The following is a 22,601-nucleotide window of genomic DNA, read 5'->3' as shown; positions in this document are numbered from 1 at the left end:
ACACGCCCGGAGGCGGGCAGGCCGGCATTGTAGCGCGCCCGGTGGCCGGTCTTGCGGGCGCCAGCCGGCCCCGGGCCCCATGTCCGTATCCATGTATTCAGGGATTTCCCCTAATTCGTCACTTCCAGGTTCTCCTGGTACGGGGTTTGCGTGTAAATTTATTTACATAGACCGCCGCACCGGGAAAGTGCCTTTTCATCAAAGGACTTTCCGGGATGGTGCGCGCGGCGCCCTGAACCGGTTCTTTCCCCAGACATGCCCGAAGGCCAGTCGATTTCCGAACGCATCGCCCGCAGCCTGCCCACGCTGACGCCCGCGCACCAGCGCATGGCGCAGTACGTGCTGGACAACCTGTTCCGCGCGGCGACCATGCGCATCGACGAATTCGCGACGGCCGTGGATGTGTCCGTGGCCACGGCCAACCGCTTTGCCCGGGCGCTCGGCTTCGAAGGCTATCCGCAGTTCCGCGCCGAACTCGTGCGCGGCTTCGAGGCCACGCTGGCCCCGGTGGAGCGCCTGCGCGACGAACTGGCCCGCCCGACGACGGTGGCCGAGGTCTTCGCCGCCGCGCTGGACGACGGCGCGCGCAACCTCGAAGCCACGCGCCGCGCGCTCGATGCCGAGGCCTGCGAGCGGGCCGTCGATGCCATCCTCGCCGCCGAGCGCGTCTATGTGATGGGCTTCGGGGCGAGCGGCTTCCTGGCCGGCCTGCTCCAGCACGGGCTGGAGATGCACTGCCGCATGGTGACGTCGGTGTCGACGGTGGGCGGCGCGTCGCACGCGGCGCGGCAACTGTTCAAGCTCCAGCCGCAAGACCTGGTCATCGCCATCGCCTTTCCCCGATATGTGACGGACAGCATGGTGCTGGCCAAGCGCGTGAAGGCCCATCGCGGCAGGCTGCTGGCGCTGACGGATGGCCCGACCTCGCCGCTGGCACCGCTGGCCGATATCGCGCTGTATGCCAACGCCGGCAATCGTCTTTCCGCGAATTCCGATGCCACGGTGCTCGCGCTGATCGAAGCGCTGTGCGGTGCCGTGGCCTATCGCTCGGTGCGCTCCGTCAAGGCGGCGGCCGAGATGACCGAATTCCTGCTCCCCTGGCTCTACGACGCACCCGGTGCGGGCCAGCGCGAGCGGGGCACCTCGAAATCTTCCGAATCTACTGAGTGAAAGCTGTCATGACCCAGGCTGTCATTGCCATCCACGGCGGCGCCGGCACGATTACCCGTGCCGCCATGGATGCCAACCGTGAACGCGAATACATCGCTGCGCTGGAGCAGGTGCTGCTGGCCGGCCAACGCGTGCTGGCCGAGGGCGGCAGCGCGCTCGACGCCGTGACCGAAGCGGTGCGCCTGCTTGAGGACTGCCCGCTGTTCAACGCCGGCAAGGGCGCCGTGCTGACCCACGCCGGCACGTTCGAGCTGGACGCCGCCGTGATGGACGGCGCCACGCGCAACGCTGGCGCCGTGGCCTGCGTGACGCGCGTGCGCAACCCGGTGCTGGCCGCGCGGGCCGTGCTGGAGCACAGCGAGCACGTGCTGTTCGCCGCCGACGGCGCCGAGGCGTTTGCCGAGGCGCAGGGGCTCGAACTCGTCTCCCCCGACTATTACTTCACGCAGGCCCGCCACGACCAGTGGCAGCGCGCGCAGGCGAGCACCGGCATGGCCTTGCTCGACCACGACGCGGCGGCGCTGGCAGCGAAGGCGGCGCAAGCTGGCACCGATCCGATCGATCCGGACAAGAAGTTCGGCACGGTGGGCGCGGTGGCTTGCGACGCCCAGGGCAACCTGGCTGCCGCCACCTCTACCGGCGGCGTGACCAACAAGCAGGTGGGCCGCGTGGGCGATACGCCCGTGTTCGGCGCCGGCTGCTATGCCGATGACGTGGCGGCCGTGTCCGCCACCGGCACCGGCGAGATGTTCATCCGCACCGTGGCCGCGCACGATGTGTCCGCGCAGATGCGCTACGCCGGGCTGTCGCTGGAAGAATCGGCGCGCCGCGTGGTGATGGAGAAGCTGGTCGCCATTCAGGGCCGGGGCGGCCTGATTGCCGTGGATCGGCAGGGCAACGTCACGCTGCCGTTCAACACCGAGGGCATGTACCGCGGCGTGGCGCGCGTGGGCGAGCCTGTCAGCGTGCTGATCTACGGTTGATCGTCGTCAGCCCGCAGCCCCGCAAATTCGAAGTCTTTCGTAGCAAATCGCAGTAGAACGCAGCAATCGCAGCACATCGGACAAGTCGCATGGCCAACACCTCTACGCATCGAAACCTCGTACTTCCCCCTGAACGCGTCGTCGCGGTGGACAACCTGTCCGTCCGCTTCGCCACCTCGGAGCGGACCGTCGAGGCCGTGCGCAACCTCTCTTTCCACGTCGATCGCGGCGAGACGCTGGCCGTGGTGGGCGAGTCCGGCTCGGGCAAGTCGGTCACGTCGCTGGCGCTGATGCGGCTGGTGGAGCATGGCGGCGGCAAGATCGCCAACGGCAGCATGCTGCTGCGCCGGCGCGGCGGCGAGGTGCTGGACCTGGCTCGCGCGCCCGACGCCGCCCTGCGTTCCGTGCGCGGCTCGGACGTGGCGATGATCTTCCAGGAGCCGATGACCTCGCTGAACCCGGTATTCCCGGTGGGCGAGCAGATCGCCGAATCGATCCGGCTGCATCAGGGCAAGAACAAGGCTGCCGCGCGCGCCGAGGCGCTGCGCATGCTCGAACTCGTACGCATTCCCGAGGCGCGCCGCGTGCTGGACCGCTATCCGCACCAGCTCTCCGGCGGCATGCGCCAGCGCGTGATGATTGCCATGGCGCTGTCGTGCAAGCCGGCGCTGCTGATTGCCGATGAGCCGACCACGGCGCTGGACGTGACCATCCAGGCCGAAATCCTGCAACTGATCCGCAACCTCCAGTCCGAGATGGACATGGGCGTGGTCTTCATCACCCACGACATGGGCGTGGTGGCCGAAGTGGCCGACCGCGTGCTGGTGATGTATCGGGGCGAGAAGGTCGAGGAGGGCACCTCCGACGAGGTCTTCCACGCGCCGGCTCACCCGTACACGCGCGCGCTGCTCTCCGCCGTGCCGAAGCTCGGGGCGATGTCCGGCAAGGATCTGCCGGCCAAGTTCCCGCTGGTGCAGGTGAACGACGTGGCCGCGCCCGAGGCCGAGGTGCCGCAGGACACCGTCCACGCCGGCGCCGAGCCGATCCTGCGCGTGCGCGATCTGGTCACCCGCTTCGACGTCCCGGGCGGCCTGTTCGGCCGGGTCACGCGCCGCGTGCATGCGGTGGAGCAGGTCAGCTTCGACCTGTACCCGGGCGAGACGCTGGCGCTGGTGGGCGAATCGGGCTGCGGCAAGTCCACCACGGGCCGCTCGCTGCTGCGTCTGGTGGATGCCCAGAGCGGCACGATCGAGTTCGCCGGCCAGAACATCAGCCAGATGCAGGGCCCGGCGCTGCAGGCGCTGCGCCGCAATATCCAGTTCATCTTCCAGGACCCGTTCGCCTCGCTCGATCCGCGCGTGCCGGTGGGTTACTCGATCATGGAGCCGCTGCTGGTGCACAAGGTCGCCAGCGGCCGCGAAGCCGAAGCCCGCGTGGCGTGGCTGCTCGAAAAGGTGGGCCTGACGCCCGCCCACGCCTCGCGCTATCCGCACGAGTTCTCGGGCGGCCAACGCCAGCGCATCTGTATTGCACGGGCGCTGGCGCTGAACCCCAAGGTGGTGGTGGCCGACGAATCGGTGTCCGCCCTCGATGTGTCGATTCAGGCACAAATCGTGAACCTGATGCTCGACCTCCAGCGCGAGCTGGGCGTCGCCTTCCTGTTCATCTCCCACGATATGGCCGTGGTGGAGCGCGTGAGCCATCGCGTGGCCGTGATGTATCTGGGCCAGATCGTCGAGATCGGCCCGCGCCGCGCGATTTTCGAGAATCCGCAGCACCCGTATACGAAGAAGCTGATGTCGGCGGTGCCGATTGCCGATCCGGCGCGCCGCCATGTGAGGCGCGAGCCGCTTTCTGATGAAATCCCCAGCCCGATCCGTGCAGTGGGCGACGAGCCGGTGGTGCAGCCACTGGTGGCGGTGGCCGGCAGCGGCGCGCACGGGCACTTCGTGGCCCGGCACCCGGTTGGCGGCGCGTATTGAGCTTTTATCAAGTCTTGAGTCTAGTCATCACGCAGTACTGATTTTTTCCAACAGGAGAAGAGAAATATGTCTACCCGTATGGTTTCGCCGCGCCTGATCGCCGGCGCCGTGGCGATGAGCGCGATTGGCATGCTGGGCGCCAGCCCGGCGTTCGCGGCCAAGGACGCCGTGATGGCCGTGTACTCGACGTTCACCACGCTCGATCCGTACGATGCCAACGACACGCTGTCGCAGGCAGCCGTGAAGTCGTTCTACCAGGGCCTGTTCGGCTTCGACAAGGACCTGAAGCTGGTCAACGTGCTGGCTGACAGCTACGACGTGACCAAGGACGGCCTGGTCTACACGATCAAGCTCAAGAAGGGCATCAAGTTCCACGACGGCACCACCTTCGACGCCACCGCCGTCAAGGCCAACCTGGACCGCGTGACCGATCCGGCCAACAAGCTCAAGCGCTACACGCTGTTCAACCGCGTGGCCAAGACCGAGGTGGTGGACCCGGCCACGGTCAAGATCACGCTGAAGGAGCAGTTCTCGCCGTTCATCAACGTGCTGGCCCACCCGTCGGCCGTGATGATCAGCCCGACCGCGCTGAAGAAGTACGGCAAGGAAATCGCCTTCCACCCGGTGGGCACCGGTCCGTTCGAGTTCGTCGAATGGAAGCAGACCGACTACCTGAAGGGCAAGAAGTTTGCCGGCTACTGGAAGACGGGCTACCCAAAGATCGACACCATCACCTGGAAGCCGGTGGTGGACAACAACACCCGCTCGGCCGTGATGCAGACGGGCGAGGCGGACTTCGCGTTCAGCATTCCGTTCGAGCAGGCCGCCGTGCTGAAGGCCAGCCCGAAGGTGGACCTGATCGACGGTCCGTCGATCATCCAGCGCTATGTGTCGTTCAACACCCAGGTCAAGCCGTTCAATGACCCGAAGGTGCGCCAGGCCATCAACTACGCCATCAACAAGGAAGCGCTGGCCAAGGTGGCCTTCGCCGGCTACGCCGTGCCGGCCCAGGGCGTGGTGCCGCCGGGCGTGGACTTCGCCGAGAAGCTGGGCCCGTGGCCGTATGACCCGGCCAAGGCGCGCGAGCTGCTGAAGGAAGCCGGCTACCCGAACGGCTTCGAGACCACGCTGTGGTCGGCCTACAACCACACCACGGCGCAGAAGGTGATCCAGTTCGTGCAGCAGCAGCTGCAACAGGTGGGCATCAAGGCGCAGGTGCAGGCCCTGGAAGCCGGCCAGCGCGTGGAGCGCGTGGAGTCCGTGCAGAAGCCTGAGGACGCCGGCGTGCGCCTGTACTACGTGGGCTGGTCGTCGTCGACGGGCGAGTCGGACTGGGCGCTGCGCCCGCTGCTGGCCTCGGAATCGATGCCGCCGAAGCTGCTGAACACGGCGTACTACAAGAACGACCAGGTCGATGCGGACATCGCCGGCGCGCTGCGCACGACGGACCGCGCCGAGAAGGCCAGGCTGTACAAGGACGCCCAGGAACGGATCTGGAAGGATGCCCCGTGGGCGTTCCTGATCACGGAGAAGGTGCTGTTCGCGCGTTCCAAGCGCCTGAGCGGCGCCTACGTGATGCCTGACGGCTCGTTCAACTTCGACGAGATCGACATCAAGCAGTAAGCGTTTTGCGCCCCTCTCCCGCTTGCGGGGGAGGGGCGCAAATATAAAGACGGCGCCACCAAGCGCCGCCGAAGTGGTAGCTGTAGTCGCGGTAAGTCGTCCTTACAGTCGTACGCAGTAAGCCGTGTTGGCCGCCCGCCCGAGATGCGGGGCATGGGCGGGTGGCCCGCGGTCTCAATTCCTGGTAGCCAGATGCTGAATTACTTCCTCAAACGATTCCTGGGCGTGATCCCGACACTGCTGCTCGTGGCAGTGCTGGTGTTCCTGTTCGTCCACATGCTGCCCGGTGACCCGGCGCGGCTGGCCGCCGGCCCTGAAGCCGACATGGCCACCGTCGAACTGGTGCGCAAGGACCTGGGACTGGATCGCCCGATGCCCGAGCAGTTCGTGCGCTTCTTCACCAACGCGCTGCAGGGGGAATTCGGCACCTCGCTGCGCACCAAGCGCCCGGTCTCCGAGGAGATTGGCGAGCGCTTCCTGCCCACGCTGTACCTGACGCTCTCGTCGATGGTCTGGGCAGTCATCTTCGGCATGGCCATCGGCATTGGCTCGGCGGTGTGGCGCAACAAATGGCCGGACCGGCTCGGCATGACGCTGGCGGTGTCGGGCATCTCGTTCCCGGCCTTCGCGCTCGGCATGCTGCTGATGGAGGTCTTCTCGGTGCAACTGGGCTGGCTGCCGTCGATTGGCGCCGATAGCTGGAAGCACTACATCCTGCCCTCGCTGACGCTGGGCGCCGCCGTGGCCGCCGTGATGGCGCGCTTCACGCGGGCCTCGTTCATCGAGGTGCTGCAGGAAGATTTCGTGCGTACCGCCCGGGCCAAGGGCGTGCGCGAGACCGTGGTGGTCATCAAGCACACGCTGCGCAACGCGATGATCCCGGTCGTGACGATGATGGGCCTGCAGTTCGGCTTCCTGCTGGGCGGCTCCATCCTGGTCGAGAAGGTGTTCAACTGGCCCGGCCTGGGCCGCCTGCTGGTGGACGCCGTGGAAATGCGCGACTACCCGGTCATCCAGGCCGAGGTGCTGCTGTTCTCGCTCGAATTCATCCTGATCAACCTGGTGGTGGACATGCTCTACACCGTGATCAATCCCACCATCCGCTACAAGTAAGAGGCCGGCATGACTGAGCTTTCCACGCCCGCCGCGGCAGCATCCCCCAGTACCGCCCCGGAGGCCGTCCGCACGCCCTGGACCGAGTTCTGGCGCAAGTTCCGCAAGCAGCACCTGGCCCTGGTGGCCGGCGCCTTCGTGCTGATGCTGGTGGTGATTGCGGTGCTGGCGCCGTACATCGTCCCCTACGACCCCGAGAACTTCTTCGACTACGACGCGCTGAACGCCGGGCCGTCCGCCGCCCACTGGATGGGGGTGGACTCGCTCGGCCGCGACATCTTCAGCCGCATCCTGGCCGGCACGCGCATCTCGCTGGCGGCTGGCTTCTTCTCGGTCATCATCGGCGCCATCATCGGCACCGTGCTGGGCCTGATGGCGGGCTACTACGAGGGCTGGTGGGACCGCATCGTGACGCGCCTGTCGGACGTGCTGTTCGCGTTCCCGGGCATCCTGCTTGCGATCGGCATCGTGGCCATCCTCGGCAATGGCATGACCAACGTGATCTTCGCCGTGGCCGTGTTCAGCGTGCCGGCGTTCGCGCGGCTGGTGCGCGGCAACACGCTGATGCTCAAGGGGCTGACCTATGTGGAGGCGGCCAGGAGTATCGGGGCGTCCGACTGGACCATCCTGATGCGGCACATCCTGCCGGGTACGGTGTCGTCCATCGTGGTGTATTTCTCGATGCGGATCGGCACGTCGATTATCACGGCCGCCGGGCTGTCGTTCCTCGGCCTCGGCGCCCAGCCGCCCACCCCGGAATGGGGCGCGATGCTCAACGAGGCGCGCGCCGACATGGTCACCGCGCCGCACGTGGCCATCTTCCCGAGCCTGGCCATCTTCCTGACCGTGCTGGCGTTCAACCTGCTCGGCGACGGGCTGCGCGACGCCCTCGATCCGAAGATCGACCGCCGGTGATGCCCGCATGACCGCCAACGCGCCCCCCGTGGTCGGCAACCTGCCGGCCGGCTCCCGCAACGCGATCACCGATGTGCCGGGCGTGAGCGTCGGCCATCGCACGCTGGCGGACGGCGCCTGCCAGACCGGCGTGACCGTGATCCGCCCGCACGCCGGCAACGTCTACACCCACAAGGTGCCGGCGGCGGCTGTGGTGCTCAATGGCTTCGGCAAGAGCATCGGGCTGGTGCAGGTGGAGGAACTGGGCGTGCTGGAGACGCCCATCGCGCTGACCAACACGTTCAGCGTGGGGACCGTGGCGCAGGCGCAGATCCGCGCGGCGATTGCGGAGAACCCCGAGATCGGGCGCGGCTGGCCCACGGTCAATCCGCTGGTTTTCGAATGCAATGACGGCTACCTGAACGATATCCAGGCGATGGCGGTGCAGGAAGCCGACTACGCCGGGGCACTGGCGACTGCCGGGGCCGAGGTGGCGCAGGGCGCCGTAGGCGCCGGGCGTGGGATGTCGTCGTTCGGGGTGAAGGGTGGCATCGGCACGGCGTCACGTCTGGCGGGTGGGTATACCGTCGGCGCGATGGTGCTGTCGAACTTCGGCACGGCCGAGTCGCTGATCTATGCGGGCCAGGCCGTGGGTTCCAGGCTGGCCGAGCGTCTGGCTGCCAAGACCGAGACGGAGAAGGGCTCGATCATCATGGTCGTGGCCACCGATGCGCCGCTCGACGCCCGGCAGCTTCGGCGCCTGGCGCTGCGCGCCGGCACCGGCCTCGCGCGTACCGGGTCGGTCTTCGGCCATGGCTCCGGCGACATCGCGCTGGCCTTTTCCACGGCCTACACCGTGCCCCATCTGGCCGATGTGCCGATGCCTGCCGTGCCGATGGTCCACGAATCGCGGCTCGACCCGCTGTTCCGGGCCGCCGCCGACAGCGTGGAGCAGGCCATCGTCCACGCCCTCTGGCATGCCGAGCCAGTGACCGGCCGCGACGGCCACCACCGCGCGGCGCTGCGCGAGCTGCTGCCGGATCTCTCCGAGACCTGATATGAAGATTCTGATTTCCGCCGATATCGAAGGCGTGGCGGGCGTATTCCACACCGAGCAGACGCGCGCCGGCAATGGCGAGTACGAGCGCGCCCGCGCCTGGATGACGGCCGAGGCGAACGCGGCGGTGCAGGGCGCCTTCGCGGGCGGCGCCACCGAGGTGCTGGTCAACGACTCGCACGGCGGCTTCCGCAACCTGCTGCCGGACCAGATCGACCCGCGTGCGCAACTGGTGCTCGGCAAGCCGCGCTACCTGAGCATGATGGCCGGCGTGGAGCACGACTGCGACGGCGTGTTCATGATCGGCTATCACAGCCGCGCACAGGGCCGGGGCGTGCTGGCGCACACCATCAACAGCAGCGCCTTCGCACGGGTCTGGTTCAACGGGCTGGAGCTGGGCGAGGCGGGCATCTATGCCGCACTGGCCGGCGAGTTCGACGTGCCCGTGCTGCTGGCCAGCGGCGACGACGTGTTCATCGCCGAAACCCAGCCGCTGATGCCCTGGGTGCGCTACGTGCAGACCAAGACGGCGGGCGGGCAGGGCAGCGGCACCACGCTGTCACCGACGGCTGCGCGCGATGCCATCGCCCACGCGGCGGAGGCCGTGACGCGCAATGCCATCGCCCATCCCGAGGCCCGCTGCCTGGAACTGGCCGGCCCGGTCAACTGCCGGCTGCAAACCATGTCCTCCGCCTACGCCGACCTGTTCTGCCAGTGGCCGACCTTCGAGCGCGTGGACGGCGTGACGCTGGCCTTCACGGCGCCCACCGTGCAGGCCGCCGTGCGCATGCTGAACTGCTGCTCGGCCATGGCCTTCATGCTGAAGTAACGATAAATGGTGGCGGCGGGGCGGGCGGTGCGACAATAGCGCCCGTTCCCCGGATTTACCCCTCGTCACCATGAAGCAGGCCCCGCCCGGCGGCTGGATTCCCGTTCGCAAGGATTTCGTCGATCCCGCCAACACCCGCTGCCACGCGCGCGGCGCCAAGGGCGGCCGCCACCACGGCTTTCCCGAGGGCCACGCCTATATCCTGCGCGGGCCGGATGGCCACGAATACCCCTTCGGCGCCGACTGTGCCCGCGCCGCGCTGCCCGAGCCGGCCTGGCTTGAACAGGTGCCCGACTACACCGAGCGCGACGCCGTGCCGCGCCTCCCCGATTTCACCGACATCCCGCCCCCGCGCCGCAGCCGCAAGGCCACCGCCGCCGAGCAGGAACTCGCCCGCCGCAACGCCGCCACGCGCTACGTGGTGCTACGCATGGAGAAGGTGGCCGCCGTGCCACGCGTGCAGCCCACGGTGCGCTTCCCGGCGCTGGAAGACCTCTACCAGCAGATCGCCCAGGGCGGCGCGCTCTCCAACGCCCAGGTGACCCGCGTGCTGGCCATCGAACGCAGCGCCGCCACGCCAGCCAAGCTCCGCATGCTGAACCTGCTCGACGTCTACACGGCCCACGTGAAGCTGGAACGCCTGATCGCCGCCTCGAACAACCTCGACAACATCCGCTTCCTGCGCAGCCTCCACGACTGGCTGGCGCGCCACCTCGTGCTATCCACGGCGCAGCTGGACGCGGCAGGGGTCGTTATGCATCCCCACGCATTCCGGTCGGCCTGGCCGAGTGGGGGTGGGGAGGGGGAGTTGTTCTAGGGGGGCAGGCGCGGCTCTGCAAATCCCACGATTGAGGGGGTACCTCCCTCGTCGGTGGGGGAGGGGCGGCGTGGGCGCTCGGACGTCTTTCGACAAGGTGCAATCCCCCGCATCGACAGATAACGGCACGCCGCACATCATCCTTAACCTCATGTCGTGATGTAACTGGCGTCAGGCGTGAGATGTGGGGTGTTCACGCATTGCTGTGCGCGGTGCGGCTTGAATTTAATCCTGCTTACTTCTCCCTTAAAAATTACGAAATCGCCTCAAATTGCAACGTTGCACTCCGCCCACGACGCGGGTGCTTTTAGCCGATCGGCTATTTGAGGCAGATCCCGCCTTTGTTATCTTCCGGCCCCGATAGCCGCTGCGTTCGTCACATGCGCAGCACAGGATAAGAAAGAAGGGAGCAGGTCGTTGTATCGAGTACGGGGGAATTTTGCCTGGCTGCCGCGTGGGGTGGCCGGATGGGTCACGGGTCTGAGCCAGTTCGCACTGGCCGCGCACTGCCTTGCCGCCGGCGTTGTGCCGGACGGCGGCACTGCCACCACGGCCGTCACGGGCGCCAATGGCCGCATCACGGTCGGCGTGGCCGGCGCCGTGGGCGGCGTTTCCGCCAATACCTACCGCGAATTCAACGTGCCGCGTGCCGGGGTCGATCTCGACAACGCGGCGGCGCGCGCACGCACCATCCTCAACCAGGTCACCGGCACCAATCCGTCCCTGCTCGAGGGCCAGCTCAGCGTGCTGGGCCCCCGCGCGAACGTCGTGATCGCCAATCCCAACGGCATCAGCGTCAACGGCATGGTGGTGCGGAACATGGGCAACCTGGCGCTGACCACGGGGCAGGTCACGTTCAACGATTTCACGGTCAACGGACAGTTGCAGCGCAACCTCGTGCTGAATACGCGTCAGGGCGCCATCGACATTGGCCCCGGCGGGCTGTCCGGCACGCTGCTGAACCTGGAGCTGATCGCCAAGCAATTGCGCATCGCCGGCAAGGTCGAGAACCTGTATGCGGATGCCAACGCGCGCGTCCGCGCAGTGGTGGGTGACAGCCATGCCGAGATCGACGCCAGCGTTTCCCCAACCGACAACCTGTCCCCCTGGATTGCCTACAGCGCGCCGTCCGCCACCCCGGCGAATGGCATTGCGCTCGATATCACGGCCGCAGGCAGCCTGATGGCTGGCCGGATCGAACTGATGGTGACGGACCAGGGCGCCGGCGTGCGGTATGCTGGCGCGGCCTATGCGACCGCCGGCGATTTCGTTGTGTCGGGGAGCGGCGACCTGCGGCTCGCATCGGGCCGTCTCGAGGCCAATCGCGACGTGGTGGTAGCCAGCGGTGGCTTGCGGGGCACGGGAACGGTGGAGGCGGGGCGGCATGTGTCGGTGGCTTCAGACCGGGTGGAGTTGGCCAATGCCGCGATCCGGGCCGGCTCCAAGGGAGCCGGGGACATCGTGATCGGCGCCAGCGGCCAGGTCCATACCGAACCGGTACGGCTGGCCGATACGACGCTCGATGCCAGCGGCGGCATCGGCCTTTTTGACGCGGGCACGGCCATGCAATTGACCGGCACGCGCGCCTCGGCAGGCGGGCACCTGATCGTCGGCGCCCATGACGTGGCACTCGATGGAACGGTGCTGACGTCCGTGGGCGGCGCCGCCAACATCGACGCCGCCGGGCGTTTTGCCCTGCGTGACAGCGACATCCTGGCCGCCACCGACATCAGGCTGCACGCCGGATCGATCGAACTCGAGTCGGCAGCACGTCAGTCCACCGTCGTCGCCCGCAGCGGTGGCGTGCTCGTGCAGGCCGATGGCGACATGGTCAACCTGGGCGCGCTGGTGCAGGGCCAGACGCGCATTCAGGATACGGCGGCGTCCCTCGGCGCGGTCACGGTGCAAACCGGAGGCTCGCTCCGCAACGAATCGACGCCCGATTCCCTCGCCATCCTCTTCGGCGTCAACGACGACGTCGTGGTGCGCGCCGGCGGCGACGTCATCAACCGCCACGCGCGGATGCTGTCCAACGCCCGGCTCGAAGTGACCGCCGCCGGCGACCTCGTCAACGCCATCACCAAGTCCGATGGCGCCAACGCCGAACAGCCCGTTATCGGCGCATCCTCCGGGCGGCGCTGGCTGGTGCTGTCGAAGCGCAGCAATACCTTCGATATCGACTACGGGACGGTAGACCGCCCGGACCAGACCGCCTACCTGCTTTCCGAGACCGGCACCACGCTGAGTGGGCGCAATGTGATCAATACCGGGGGCAACATCTACGCCAACAACGGATCAATCGTTATCAAGGCGGCCGACACGTTCCGGACCGAAGGCGTCACCAGCGGCGCCGCGCACCTCTCGCGCACGTGCATGATCGTGTGCCGGACTTCGGCGTCCTCGACGACGACTGTCAGCGGTGGGCTGCTGTCCGCCGGCGGCGATATCGACATCACGGCGGGCCGCGTGGCCGAGAACATCGGCGGGCGCGTGCTGGCGGTGGGCGACCTCAGGGTCAACGCGCCGCTCACCTATGCCACTGGTGTTACCGGCTACACGGCGATCGCCCGGGACCGCGGTTTCAAGGTGTTCTTCGGTGACACCTGGGCGCGGCTCTATGCCATGGACGTGGGCGGAAGCTGGATGGCCACGGGCCGCACGCGCCTGAGCGGCGACGCCGTGATCGATGGCGGTAGCCTGGACGGTGACGTGACGGTGGCCGGGAACACCACGGTGGTGCGGCCCCGCCAGCAGGACCCGGTCAGCATCGAAAGCCATGTGGGGCTGACGTCATGGGCATGGCGATGAGCACCCGGCACGCAGTGGCATGGGCGGCAGCCTGGACGGCCGCCACGGCGGCCTGGGCGCAGGCGCTGCCGCCGGGCCCCATCGTTCCGGAAGACCCCGCCCAGCGTTTGCTGCGGGAGCAGCGCCAGCGCGACCTCGAGCGCGAGGCGACGCAGCCGCCGGCCCGCATCGACAGGGGCGTCGTGGTGGCGCCCGACGCGCGCGTCGAGGACATGGCGGAGACTTCGGCCACCTTCGATATCGCACGGATCGATGTGGTGGGCAACACGGTGCTGGCCGATGCCGAAGTCGCGGCCATTACCGCACCTTTCGTCGGCCGGGCGCTTGGCACGAACCGGATCAACCTGCTCCTGCGCCGCTTCACGGAGGCGTTCGTGGCCCGTGGCTACATCACCACGCGCGCCTACCTTGGCGAGCAGAACCTCGCCAGCGGGGTGCTGGTGGTGACCGTCGTGACGGGGAAGGTGGAAGCCCTCCAGCTCAATGGCCGCACGCTCCGGCCTGGCAGCGCGCCACTGTTCGATACGGTGGGTGGCGGCTGGGTGACGGATGCCGGCACGGCCTGGCAGTTTCCGGCGCCAGACGACACCCTGCGCCTGCCCGACCTGGAACAGGGCGTCGACCAGATCAACCGCCTGCGCCGCAATCGCGCGGAAATGCAGATCCTGCCGGGCCAGACCCCGGGCGGGTCGGTCGTGGCGCTGACGAATCCGCCCGGCGACCGCTTCCGGTTCAACGCCGGCGTGGATAACTACGGCAGCCGCAGCACGGGCATCGCCCGCACGCGGCTCGGCATGGATGCGGACAACGCGCTGGGGCTGCAGGAATCGTTCTCGGCCAGCTATGTCGGCACGACCGACACCAATGCCGCCGTGGCCTCGGCGGCGCTGCCATTCGGCTACAACACGTTCAGCTACACGGCATCGCTGTCGGAGTACCAGAACACCATCGGTGATACGGCGTTGCTCTAAGGCAGCAGCATCGGTCATACCTTCGGCTGGAACCGCGTGATCACGCGCGGTCAGACCGGCCGGCAGGCGCTCGACTTGACCCTGACGTGGCGCAAGAGCGAGCGCGAAATCAACAACCTGCAACTCGATCCGCAGCGGCTGACCGTGCTGCGCGCCGGCTGGAACGGCCTGTGGCGCTTTGCCGCCAATGGCATGCAGGGCTACGTGACGGCCGACGCCGGGTACTCGCGTGGCCTGACCTCACTGCACGCCACGCGCGATCCGTCCGATATCCGCCAAGACGAGGCGCACGCCCAGTTCAACAAGCTCGATGCCAGCACCACGCTGCAACTGCCGCTCCCGCCGGTGGGCGGCGGGGCGGTGCTCGCGTGGCGCGCCCAACTCTCGGGCCAATGGACCAACGTCGCGCTATTCGGCTCGGAGCAGATCTACGCCGGGGGCATGAGCACCGTGCGCGGCTTCCGGGAAGGCGGGATTGCCGGGGATCGCGGCGCCTATCTGCGCAACGAACTGGCCTGGGCCAATGCGCCCGTCGTGGCCGGCATCCGCATCGAACCCTATCTCTTTCTCGACGGCGGCGAGGCCCAGTACGTGGCCACCCGCCAATGGCAAGCGGTGGCTGGCGCCGGGGCAGGCGTTCGCCTGTCGGCCCAATGGGCCGGCCAGACCCTGAGCGGGGAACTGCTGGCTGGCGCGCCACTGGCCCAGCCCGCGAACCTCGGCCCCAAGCGGACCGTCCTGCTGGCCACGCTGAACTGGATCTACTAGGAACCCAAACCATGCAACCGATTCTCTCCCGCCTCGCTGCCGGCGTCGTTCTGGCACTCGGCCTCCATGTTGCCCACGCCGCAACGGTCAATGGCGTGACGATCTCCGACGCCGCCATCGTCGAGGCAGCAAAGGCGGCTGGCCTGCCAGACACGCCTCAGTCGCGCGAGGTGATCAAGCAGCAGTTGATCGCGCGCGAGCTGTTCCGGCAGGAAGCCAGCAAGGACAAGGCGCTGGAAGCCCGCCCGGAGGTGCAGACCCAGCTGCGGGAGGCCCGCAATCAGATCCTGACGCAGGCATGGCTCAAGGATCGGATCAAGCCCGAGCCGGTGACCGATGCGCAGGTCCGCGCGCGGTACGACGCCATCGCGGCGTCGCTGGGCGCCATGGAGTACAAGGCGCGTGTGATCGAGCTGGCCGACGATGCGGCGGCCGTGAAGGCGCTGGCACGGATCAAGGCCGGCGAGGACTTCGCCAAGGTTGCCCAGGACATGAGCCTGGCACCCACCCGCACCAGTGGCGGGGCGCTGGACTGGATCAGCTTCAAGGTGCCCGCGCAGGAAGGCCATACGCAAAGCCTGCCGCTGCCGATTGCCGAGGCCATTTCCACGCTGCCGGCGGGTGGGGTGAGCCCAAACGCCGTGACCTGGAACGCCCGTCGCTACCTCGTCAAGGTGGACGCCTTGCGCCCGACGCAGGTGCCGTCGTATGACGCGGCGGCGCCGGGGATCCGGCAGGCACTGCAGGCGCAGGCGCTCGAGCGCGCCACGGTGGCCCTGGTCACCGGCCTGCTGACCAAGGCAAAGATCACCCAGTGACCTGCCGCCATCGTCAGTAACCCCGTCATTGCCGCCCCCTGGAAGAACTCGTAGGAACGCCATGCAACGCGACCGCTCGGCCACGCCGTCCGTCCACGCCCTGAACATTCACGCCCCGACCGCCGCGACCGTCCCGACGGATACGCGGGAGCCAGCTTCGCTGGCCGAGCGGGGCCGGCGCAGCCTGCTTGCACGGGCGGTGGCGGCGACGGTGGCCGTCACGTTGTGGCTTGGGCCGGTGCAGATCACCCTGCAGCAAGCGCGGCAGGCGGCGGGCGCGCTGGCGGCGGGGGCGACGGAGGTCGATGCACTGGCCGTGCACGGCGGCGCGGTGCGGCAAGGGCTGCTGCGCTGGGCCGTGTCGAAGCTGCCGGTGCTGCTGCGCTTTGGCCCGGCGGAGGCGCTGGCCGCGCCGATTACCGATCCGAACGCGCCGGTGCGCTTTACGCCATCGATTTCCGTGACCACGGGACCCGGTGCGCCCGATGGCGGCGTACCGGTCGTCGGCATCACCACGCCGAACGCGCAGGGCATCTCGCTCAACCAGTACCGCACGTTTGTCGTCGATCCCATCGGCCTGATCCTGAACAATAGTGCGACCGGCGGTGGCGCTTTCCTGGGCGGGCAGGTTGCCGGCAATGCCAATCTGGCCGCGTCGGGGCCGGCGCGGCTGATCGTCAACCAGGTCACCAGCAGCGCGCCGGCGCAGATCAACGGCACCGTGGAGATCTTCGGTGCGGCGGCAGGGCTCGTGATTGCCGCGCCCGGCGGCGTCTACACCAATGGCGCGGGCTTCACCAATACCAGCCAGGTCACGCTGACCACCGGCACGCCGCAATGGCTGTCCGCTGCCGGCACCGCCACGAGCTTCGACACCGCCGCCACGGCGGGCTTCCTGGTGGAAGGCGGCAGGATCCAGATCGGCAATCCCAACCCGGGCAGCGCTGCCACGGGCATCGAGGGCACGGTCGGCAACATCAATCTGATTGGCGAGTCGATCGGCATTGACGCCGCGCTGAACGCGGGCAAGCAGATCAACGTGGTGGCCGGCCGCCAGCTGGTAACGCCGCTGGGCGATGGCTTTACCACTGCCGCCGCCGGGGCGAATAGCGCCGCCTCCAATTCCAGCGCGAGCAACGGGCTGGCGATTGATGCCACGGCATTTGGTGCGATGAACGCCGGCCAGATCCACATCATCAGCACGACGGCGGGCGTGGGCGTGCGCGCCGATGGCAACCTGGCGGCATCGGCCGGCAATCTGACCATCGACTCGGCTGGCAATCTCAAAGTAGGCAGCACCTATGCCAAGCAGGCGGCGGCGCTCAACGCGGGCGGCGCGATCGTGGCGTCGGGCAACGGCCAGGCAGAGGCGGGCTACACGGCTCAGGCGGGTGGGGATGTCACGCTGGGCGGTACGCTGGAGTCGGGTCGGGCGCTGACCGTCACGGCTGGCGGCGCGATCAACGGCGCCGGCGGCGTGAAGGCGGCGGAGGCGGTGACGCTGGATGCCGCTGCCAGCGTGGACGTTGGCGGCGCCGTCAATGGCGCCACCGTGCTCGTGAAGGCGGCGGGGCAGGACGGGCGCGGTGATATTCGGCTCGGCGGCGACGTGACGTCGCCGGGCGCGATCCGGTTGCAGGCGGCACGCGACACCCTGATCGACGGCAACGCGGTGTCGGCCGGAGACCTCGACCTGGCATCGCAACGCAACCTGACGATTCGCGGCGCCGCCGGCAGTACGGCGGGTAACGTCGCGCTGACGGGTGTCACTGGCAGCGTGACCACCAGCGGCAACGTGGTGTCGCCGGGCACGCTGACGGTGACGGCCGGCACAGACGCGGCGTTGGGCGGGCAGGTGCTGTCCACCGGCGCGCTGAACGTGACGGCGCAGAACGGCAGCATCAGCACGAGCGGGGAGATTGGTAGCAACGCGGGCCTGACGCTGACCGCTTCCCGCGACGTCACCGTGGGCGGTCAGGCGCAAAGCGCCGGCGACACCCGCATCCGCGCGACGCAAGGCAATGTGGCGATCCAGGGTGCCTTGACCAGCGATGGCGAAGCGGATATCGGCGCGGGCGGGAGCGCCGTCGTGGCGGGCAGCCTGTCCAGCGGTGGCAATACGACGCTGACGGCTGCGGGCGGATCGGCGACGGTCAGCGGCGCGCTGACCAGCCTCGGCAACGCCACGGTGAGCGGCGCGCAGAACGTGACCATGTCGGGAAGCACGCTCGTGGGCGGCAACCTCGGCGTGGCGGCGGGCGGCTCGGCGAAAGTGAGCGATCTGACGTGGATTGGCGGCGACGCCACGCTGCGCGGCAATGACGTGACGATCGGCGCGGGGGCCACCGGCAACGGCAACGCCGTGAACGGCAACGCCGTGAACGGCAAGCTGGACGCTGGCGCCACGCGCGCGCTGACCCTGTCCGGGAACAGCACGGGCACGAACGTCTCGTTGAGCGGGGCAACCATCGTCAACCAGGGTGTCACCGCTGCGGTACAGACCCTGAGCGTGGGCGGTGGTGCCGTCATCAATACCGGCACGATGGCCGGCAACGCGGCGGCGTTCAACGTCGGCAACCTGACGAATCGGGGCACCATCGGCGGCCAGACCGTAGACGCCACCGTGACCGGGGCGCTCGACAACGCGTACGGGTTGATTGCGGGTGCGCAGCGGCTCGACGTGACCGCCGGCACCCTGGCCGCGAACCAGGGCGGCACGCTGTTCGCGGGCGATTTGACCGGCCAGAGCCCGCTGACGGGCAATCTCGGCTTCACGGTATTGGGCGGCAACGGCAGCTTCAATAACGCGAGCGGCCAGATCCTGGCGGGCAACAACCTGACGGTCAACGCGCTGAACCAGGTCTTCGACCCATCGGCAACGAGCACCGGAAGCCTCAACGCCAACGGCACGCTGACGCTGGGCGCGCTGGCGATCAACAATACCGGTACCTGGACCGTGCCGGGCGGCAGCGTGGTGCTCAATGCCAGCCAGGGCATCACCAATAGCGGCACGATCCAGAAGGCCGGCGACCTGTCGCTGGCCACGGGCGGTACGCTGACCAACACCGGGCAGATCGTGGGCGGCAGCAATGTCTCGCTGTCGGCCGGCAATCTGTCCAATACCGGCACGATGCACGCCAACGGCAACCTCGCGCTGGACGGCAACGTGACCAACCGTGGCGTGGCGGAGGCGCTGGGCGACATCGTTGTCACGGGTTCGAACTACGACAACACGGGCGCGAAGACGCAGGCCAACCGCGATGTGAAGATCGACATTGCCGGGACGGTGTCGAACACCGGTGGCGTGCTCGGCGCGAACCGCGACATGCATATCGCTGCGGGGGCGGTCATCAATGACCGGACCGGGCCGGTGGATGCCGGCAGCACGACCGGCAAGGTGGCGAATGACGCGCTGCTGGACTCGACGGTGATCGGCAGCTATCGGCCGTGGGTGGGTGGCGACTGCGATTCGTGCTCCGGGCCGCACCCGGGCGATCCGCTCGACATTCGCATTGGCGACGTCACGCGCAATCCAGATGGCACGACGGTATCGCCTGTCATCGGCTATGTGCCGTTCTACAACGGCGGCGAGGGCGGCATCGTCTATTTGCCGATGTGGCACCTGGGACCGAACCAAGCCGGCGCCGGCAGCCCCGTGGTCGCTTTGCCGACGGTGGACCGGACCGTCATCAGCCAGACGGACGGCGTGGCCGGCCAGATCATCAGCCGGGGCAAGCTTGAGATTGCCGCCGCAACGCTTTCCAACAAGGGCGGTGCCATCTCCGCAGGCAGCGACCTGACGCTGAACGTGGGCCTACTCGACAACGGCCGCTCCGCCACGCTGGTGAACAGCGTGACCGACCGCGTGAACGCGGGCGAATTGAGCGCGTTCCTCGCGCAACTGGTGCAGTTGGGCGCCAACGTCGACGGGACGATGCCGGAAACGACGCAGATGATGTTCGGCACCCCGGCACCCGGATGCCAGGGCGACAGCTGTAGCGCGCCACCGCTGACCGCATCGCCGATGAACGTGGGGGTTGCGGCAGATAACTCGGCCGTCAGCGCTCCCACCCAGTCATCGACCATCTACCAGCTTGGCAAGGCCGGCCAGATCACGGCGGGGGGCAACCTCGCCCTGACTGGCACCGGTGACCTGACCAATGCCGGGGACTTGGCTGCGGCGGGCAAGGTGACCATTACCACGCCCGGCACGTTTACCAACCAGGGCGTCCATGACATCCAGGTGACTACCCGCCAGGGGTGCGTGCCGGGTGCCGATTGCCCGGACGACAGCGCGCCGACGGTCCAGTCCGTCACGTGGCAGCAGACGCCTAGCACGGTGGCGGCGGGCCAGACGCTGACCATCAACGCGGCGAACGTCAGGAACCTTAGCGGCACGCTCGCCGCCCAGGGCAACGTGGACATCACGGCGGGCGGCACGGTCACGAACCAGGCCGGCGCCATCCAGTCGCTTTCGGGCGATGTGTCGATTACGGCGGCGTCGCTGGTCAACACCTCGCTCGACCCGGTGCAATTGCGCAAGAGCTACGGTGGCCAGAATCCGTCCTATGCGGGCGGCTGCAACCCCGGCGGCACCTATGGGAACAGCCAGTGCTCAGCGATGGAGGACGCGGCGGCAGGGCCGGCGGCGGTCATCAGTGGCGCGCGCGATGTCTTCATTCAGGGCGGCAGCGTCAACAACCACGGCGCGCTGATCAGCGGCGGCCGCAATGTCAGCGTGCAAGCCACCGGCGGCGTGGACAACACGGCCATCGCGCTCAATGCGGACTGGGTTGGTCGCTGGCAGGAAGACCGCAGCGGCGGCGACCGCTGGCACGATACCGGCGGCCGGGCCGCCATCGGCAACATTGCCTCGGGTATCCAGGCCGGCAATGCGTTGTCCGTGAGTTCGGGCGGCCAGATCGTCAATACCGGCAACCTGTTGGGTGCGGCGGTGGACATCACCGGCGCCGCGATGGTCAACGGCATCACAAGCCCGAACCAGCCGACGCCCCCGGCGGCCCCGCCGACTCAAGTCATTTCACTCGGCCCGCCGCCGGTGCCGGCCGGCTCGCTGCCGCCCGCGACGCCGACACCGGACCCGACCGAACCGTGGCAATTCACCCCAGTCATCGTGGCGACGCCTGCCGCGCCCACGGCGGGTGGGCCGGCCACCGTTGACTGGCACTTCAACGCCAAGCCGGACGGCACGCCGCTGACAGCGCCGACGAACACCGGCGGCCGTGCCCAATACGTCAACCCGAACCCGGCGACGGGCGTGCTGGCCGGCGTGACGCCGGATAGCCTGCTGGGCCAGTTGCCGCCGGAACTGCGGCCGGGCAACGTCACGTTCTACTACGACCCGTACACCGAATCGCAGAAGTTGAATCAGGCCGCGTTGCAGCAGACCGGGCAGGACAGCTTCGTCAGCGGGCTGGCATGGGACAGCCAGAACAATCTCTCGGTCGATGACCAGGAGAAGCTGGCGCTGTACAAGAACGCGGCGGACTACGCCAAAGAGCACAGCATAGCGCTGGGCACGGCGCTGACCGACGAACAGATGCACGCGCTGGACAAGCCGATGCTCTGGTACGTGGAGCAGGCCGTCCCGGACCCGCGCTGCACGGTGGCCAGCACGGCCTGCGGCAGCGTGAACGCGCTGGTGCCGCAGGTCTACCTGCCGGACGGCTACGTCCAGGCGCTGGCGACGCCCAACGGCGGCACGATCAGCGGGCAGAACGTCAGCCTGGACATCGACGGGCAACTGCGTAACAGCGGTCAGATCACGGCCGGTGACTTGTTGCAGGTGAAGGCGGGCAGCCTGGACCTGAGCCCGAACGTGGTCGACATCGGCACGAATGCGTACAAGGCGCAGGGCGGCTGGAATGTGGTGACGGGCACGGTGGTGCAGCCGGGCGGGTTCCTGTCGGCGATGCGCATGGACATCGACGCCGGCACGATCCACGCGGTGAACGACGCGTTCCGGATCACCCGAGCCGACGGCACCGTGGACGAGGAAGCCAGCGCGGCGCTGGTGGCGCAATTGAAGGAGAGCCTCGGGCTGAACTACACCGAGGACACGCTCCAGGACGACATCCACACCCGGTTTATCAAGGAAAAGAAGGGCTTCGGCATCATCGGCCAGATTGTGGCGATGGTCGCGGCGGTGGCGATCTCGATTGTTACGGCTGGGGCGGGGGCGGTTGTTGTCACAGCGGCATTTGGTGCGACGTTTGCCGGTTCCGTGATGGGCGTCGCGCTATCGGCGGCGATCTCCGGCTTGGTTGCCGGTACGTTGTCCAGCATGGTGACGCAGGTCATTACCACGGGCTCGCTCAACCTCGGCGCCGCGCTGAAAGCGGGCGCGGTATCCGGCCTAACGGCCGGGCTGACCCAAGGCGCGATGGGAGCTTTGGACCTCAGCTCTCCCGGGGTGACAAGCTTTGGCGACAACATCGCCAAGGGCGACTGGGCTGCGGTGCAGGCGAACCTGGGGAATTACGTCGAAGCAACGGTAGTCCGCTCTGCCATCAGCGCGGGCGTGAACACCGTGGCCTATGGCGGAAGCTTTGGGCAGGCGTTCGTGGGTGGGCTGGTAAGGGATGCGGCAGCAGTTGGGGCCAACGCCGTGGGAGTAAGCGCGCCGGGTATTGGCATGCCGGGCTCGGACTCCTCGACGATCCTGACCAATGTGTTGGGACATGCGCTGGTGGGGTGTGCTGCGCAGGGCCTTACAGGTGGTGATTGTGCAGGAGGCGCGATCGGCGG

12 protein-coding genes and 1 pseudogene are annotated in these 22,601 nt (G+C 68.0%); all 13 read left to right on the top strand.

Going from position 1 to position 22,601, the window contains the following annotated elements:
* The first annotated feature begins 255 nt into the window (after positions 1–255).
* Positions 256–1,170, top strand: coding sequence for a MurR/RpiR family transcriptional regulator (locus tag BM115_RS00065; RefSeq protein ID WP_092289338.1), 915 nt, complete (start codon positions 256–258; stop codon positions 1,168–1,170).
* Between the two features lie 8 nt (positions 1,171–1,178).
* The gene (locus BM115_RS00060) at positions 1,179–2,153 is read left to right on the top strand and encodes an isoaspartyl peptidase/L-asparaginase family protein (RefSeq protein ID WP_092289336.1); all 975 of its coding nucleotides are present in this window, start codon (positions 1,179–1,181) and stop codon (positions 2,151–2,153) included.
* A gap of 89 nt (positions 2,154–2,242) precedes the next feature.
* Entirely contained in the window at positions 2,243–4,135 is a 1,893-nt protein-coding gene (locus BM115_RS00055) for a dipeptide ABC transporter ATP-binding protein (RefSeq protein ID WP_092289334.1), read from the top strand.
* Positions 4,136–4,201: 66 nt separating this feature from the next.
* Complete coding sequence (gsiB, locus tag BM115_RS00050) at positions 4,202–5,758, top strand: glutathione ABC transporter substrate-binding protein GsiB (protein WP_092289332.1); 1,557 nt, start codon at positions 4,202–4,204, stop codon at positions 5,756–5,758.
* Between the two features lie 192 nt (positions 5,759–5,950).
* On the top strand, positions 5,951–6,871 hold the full coding sequence (gsiC, locus tag BM115_RS00045) for a glutathione ABC transporter permease GsiC (RefSeq protein WP_092289330.1): 921 nt from the start codon (positions 5,951–5,953) through the stop codon (positions 6,869–6,871).
* A gap of 9 nt (positions 6,872–6,880) precedes the next feature.
* Positions 6,881–7,786 (top strand): glutathione ABC transporter permease GsiD, encoded by a 906-nt coding sequence (gene gsiD / locus BM115_RS00040; protein ID WP_092289329.1) that lies wholly within the window; start codon positions 6,881–6,883, stop codon positions 7,784–7,786.
* 7 nt (positions 7,787–7,793) lie between these two features.
* On the top strand, positions 7,794–8,822 hold the full coding sequence (locus tag BM115_RS00035) for a DmpA family aminopeptidase (protein WP_092289327.1): 1,029 nt from the start codon (positions 7,794–7,796) through the stop codon (positions 8,820–8,822).
* A 1-nt stretch (position 8,823) separates the two neighbouring features.
* Entirely contained in the window at positions 8,824–9,651 is an 828-nt protein-coding gene (locus BM115_RS00030; RefSeq protein WP_092289325.1) for a M55 family metallopeptidase, read from the top strand.
* A gap of 70 nt (positions 9,652–9,721) precedes the next feature.
* Positions 9,722–10,468 carry a hypothetical protein gene (locus BM115_RS00025; protein ID WP_092289323.1) on the top strand — a complete coding sequence of 249 codons (747 nt, stop codon included), beginning with the start codon at positions 9,722–9,724 and terminating at the stop codon, positions 10,466–10,468.
* 417 nt (positions 10,469–10,885) lie between these two features.
* Positions 10,886–13,276, top strand: a complete 2,391-nt coding sequence (locus BM115_RS00020) for a filamentous hemagglutinin N-terminal domain-containing protein (RefSeq protein WP_255370645.1) — start codon at positions 10,886–10,888, stop codon at positions 13,274–13,276.
* Positions 13,273–15,015: pseudogene (locus tag BM115_RS00015) on the top strand (ShlB/FhaC/HecB family hemolysin secretion/activation protein). Before BM115_RS00020 ends, BM115_RS00015 begins: the two are co-directional and overlap by 4 nt.
* 11 nt (positions 15,016–15,026) lie before the next feature.
* On the top strand, positions 15,027–15,833 hold the full coding sequence (locus BM115_RS00010; RefSeq protein ID WP_092289321.1) for a peptidylprolyl isomerase: 807 nt from the start codon (positions 15,027–15,029) through the stop codon (positions 15,831–15,833).
* 61 nt (positions 15,834–15,894) lie between these two features.
* Positions 15,895–22,601 (top strand): two-partner secretion domain-containing protein (locus BM115_RS00005; RefSeq protein ID WP_092289319.1); only part of this gene is annotated, 6,707 nt, incomplete at its 3' end.

This window comes from Cupriavidus sp. OV096 (assembly GCF_900115455.1).
GTDB lineage: Bacteria > Pseudomonadota > Gammaproteobacteria > Burkholderiales > Burkholderiaceae > Cupriavidus.
This window is presented reverse-complemented; position numbering and strand designations above follow the sequence as displayed.